Below are 3,330 nucleotides of genomic sequence, written 5' to 3' on the forward strand. Positions count from 1 at the left end.
CCACATCCGGGCCCACGAGGTGGTGCACGCCGCCATCGAGGACGCCGCCCACCGGCCGGAGCGCGTGGCCTGGACGGTCACCGCGCGGTCGGAGACCACCCGGACCCACCCTGCGCCGCCCGCGCACCTGCGGCACCCGGAGTCCGGCGAACTGCCGTCCGTCCCGGACTCGAGGCTGACCCACCGCGTCCCGCTGGACGACGCCGACTACGCCGCCAAACTGGCCGCCCTGACCGGACACGCCACCCAGCTCGAGCTGGTGCCCGGCCCCGAGGGGGAGCCCTGGTTCCTCGCCCTGACCAACGGGGTCCTGCAGTCCGTCCCCCAGGTGGAGTGGTACATCGCCCGTGACCGCGCCGAGGACGACGGCCCGTACGTCACGTGCCCGGCCGGGTCCGCGCATCTGCTCGACGGGCTGGGCGGGGAGCGACCGTGACGGCCGCGGCGCAGGGCGCGCAGGGGGCCTCCGTGGTACCGCGTGCGCGGGCGGCTTCCGTCGCCGAGTTGGGGACTGCGCTGGTGCTGCTCGCGATCGGTGCGGTGGCAAGCTGCGTGCTCGCCTCGGCGTGGCTGACCATGTATGTCGGTCTCGTGCCGGTCCCGATCAGTGTCCTCGCCGCCGGGGCGTGGTCGCTGTTCCTGGTGTGGGTCGGGTCGATGTGGTCGCAGCGGAAGATCGTGGCGGCGTTCCCCGCCCTCGTCTGGATCCTCACGTTGGTCGCGATCAATCTGGGCCCCGGGGGAGACATGCCCGTGCCGATCGGACTGCGCGGGCTCGCGCTCCTGGTGTTCGGGGGTCTGGTCCCGCTGTGGATGGCCACGCTGTGGCCGTCACCCGCGTCGGACGCCCATCGACGGTGAGACACGGCCCCCGGGCTCTCCGGTGTGGTGCCACACGTCGGTGATCCCCGGCGTCAGCGCCTCGGCGAGCGCCCACGCCTCGTCGGCGTCGATGTCGACCACCGAGTAGACGCCGTTCCCGGCCGGTGTGGCCGCGGAGACGGTCGCGACGCGCGCCGTGCGCTGGAACACCGACTGGGTGACGGTCCAGCCGATGATCCCGTCCGCCTCGAGAACGGATCGCTTGGCGGTCCACGACCCGTTCGAGGTCACCAACACCTCCGGCAGTAGCGCGTGTCCGAGCATGCGGATACGGTCCACCGACAGCACCACGAAGAACACCAGTGCGGCGGGGATGCCCCAGTGCACCCAGATGTCCGCCGACGGGCCCGAGTCGATCCGCACCAGCACGATGATCCCGGCGACGATCCAGAACGGGAGCAGGCCCCGGGTGACCCGCCGACGGGAGGCCTTCCACGGGTGCCGCCGCAGCGGGACGGTCACCGGCGTCTCGTTTCCGAGGATGCGGATCGCCACCCGACGCACGTCCGCGATCGGCGCCTGCGGCAGCAGGGTCGACGCGGTGGCGCCCTTCTTGGTGCCGGTCATGATGGGTTCCAGCCGGCCGCCGCCGAGCATCCGCAGGTAGACCGGCAGCCGCATCTCCACGCCGCGCAACCGGGCCTTGTCGAGGGCGATGTGCTTGCGCCGCAGGATGCCGTTCTGGACGTAGAGCAGCTGGCCCCGGTCGGTCAGCGCGTACTTGCCGTACCGGATGGCGTAGGTGATGATCGCCAGCACCCCGGCGACCAGCCAGATCGCGACCCCCTTGCCGACGAACGCCCAGGGTTGCCCCAGTGAATCCAGCCAGTCGATGGTCCCCTCGACCACCGCCAGGTCCATGATGCGGTCGTGCATGTCGCCCATCTGCCAGGTGATGAGCCACAGGGAGAACAGCACGCCGAACCCGATGAAGGAGAACGGCGCGAACCGCGACCAGGTGACCTTCCACCGGGCGATGTCCTCCCCGTATTTCGACCCCCACTGTTCCTCGTCCTCCACGTCGAGCGAGGGGTCCATGGCGCGTCGGTGTTTGAGGAGCTCGTCCCGCAGCGGGTCGACGAGTGTGGTGTCGATGGCGTCGAGGCGGAACCGCTCGGCGTCCGACTTCCCGGAGTCGGCCCGCCCGGTCCCCACCTCCACGATCGAGACCTTGAGGACCCGGTGGAACAGGTCGGACTCGGTGTCGACGCTCCGGATGCGCTGACGGGCGACAGTGACCACCTGTCGACTGAAGAAGCCCTTCTTCAGGATGATGTGGGTGCGGCCGACCTGATAGCTGGTCGACAGCCACCGCAGGACACCGCTGAGGATCACCAGCGAGACCACGATAATCTCGAACCAGTAGTTGCTCCGGTTGGAGCCCAACCACAGGGAGATGAGGAACAGCGGGAGCAGACGGGTCAGCATGCCCAGCGGGTACACGAGCAGCATGCGCCAGGACAGGCGCTGCCACGGGGCCTCCGGGTCGATCTTCTCCCCGATCGCGGGTTCGTCGGCCGAGAGGACCTCTTCCGCCGGTTCGGCTTCCGGAGCCGGGGCGATGCCAGCGGAGGTGACGCCCTCGTCGTCGTCGTCGTACCGGTCGTCGTCCGACCCCGCCGTCACCCCGGCCGCCGTCTCGGGCCCGGTCACGTCCCGTCCTCCGAGTCCAGGTTGGCGATCGCGATGAGGTGCTGGGCCAGCGCCTCGGCGTCGGCCAGGTTGAGCCCGCGGATCTCCACCGTGCCCTGGGCGGACGCGGTGGAGGCGTTGACGGTCGCCAGGCCGAACCACCGCTCGAACAGCGTGCGCGTCGTGTACACGGTCTGCAGACGGGCCAGCGGCGCGATGCGGAACTGGGTGGTCCACCACCCCTTGCGTGAGCACACCGCCGTGTCCGAGACGTCCCACCGGGCCACGATGTATCGCCACCACGGCGCCACGACGATGCCCATGAACGCGAACGGCACCGTCACCGCCAGCGCCACCCAGTTCCAGAACGCCATGACGTTGTCGCCCCAGAAATACCAGCCGACCTGCAGGCCCGCGAGGACCGCCCAGGACCAGATCCCCTCGATCACGAAGAGCAGCGGCGTGCGCTTCTCGATCCGGTGCCGCGGCGCGGTGACCAGCACCCGGTTGTTCGTCAGCAGTGCATCGCCGGTGTCCGGCAGTTCGCCGCCTGCGTCCCGCTCGTCGAGCGTCGGGCGCGGCGCGCGGAGCGCGTGTGCACCCCCGTCGGCTGCGGCCGGGCTGGACACCAGGGGGTCCCCGTTCGTGCGGAGGGGGACTGCGTGATCGGGCATGACGGTAAGACTAGTGGGCGGGAGGACGCGTCAGGCCCCTGACCACCCGTGGAGCGCCGACCGCTCGCCACGCACGCGAGGTGGGGCATCATCACGGGCATGGATCACGCACCGAACCCCGCCGATCCCCGGCCCACGGCGT

General features: G+C 70.6%; 3 protein-coding genes and 1 pseudogene. 2 read left to right on the forward strand and 2 right to left on the reverse strand.

Features of this window, described 5'->3' with window-relative positions:
• Nucleotides 1-436: pseudogene (locus tag G6024_RS06375) on the forward strand (N-acetyl-1-D-myo-inositol-2-amino-2-deoxy-alpha-D-glucopyranoside deacetylase); the annotation flags it as partial.
• Nucleotides 433-861, forward strand: a complete 429-nt coding sequence (locus G6024_RS06380) for a hypothetical protein (RefSeq protein ID WP_235027784.1) — start codon at nucleotides 433-435, stop codon at nucleotides 859-861. The pseudogene G6024_RS06375 and the gene G6024_RS06380, both read left to right, overlap by 4 nt.
• On the opposite strand, the gene G6024_RS06385 is transcribed toward G6024_RS06380, so the two are convergent.
• On the reverse strand, nucleotides 832-2,535 hold the full coding sequence (locus tag G6024_RS06385) for a PH domain-containing protein (protein WP_082924020.1): 1,704 nt from the start codon (nucleotides 2,533-2,535) through the stop codon (nucleotides 832-834). The genes G6024_RS06380 and G6024_RS06385 overlap by 30 nt on opposite strands.
• Nucleotides 2,532-3,188, reverse strand: a complete 657-nt coding sequence (locus G6024_RS06390; protein ID WP_096905226.1) for a PH domain-containing protein — start codon at nucleotides 3,186-3,188, stop codon at nucleotides 2,532-2,534. The genes G6024_RS06385 and G6024_RS06390 overlap by 4 nt, the downstream gene beginning before the upstream one ends.
• Nucleotides 3,189-3,330: the final 142 nt, after the last annotated feature.

This window comes from Dietzia maris (assembly GCF_014144855.1).
In the GTDB taxonomy this organism is placed as follows: Bacteria; Actinomycetota; Actinomycetes; order Mycobacteriales; family Mycobacteriaceae; genus Dietzia; species Dietzia kunjamensis.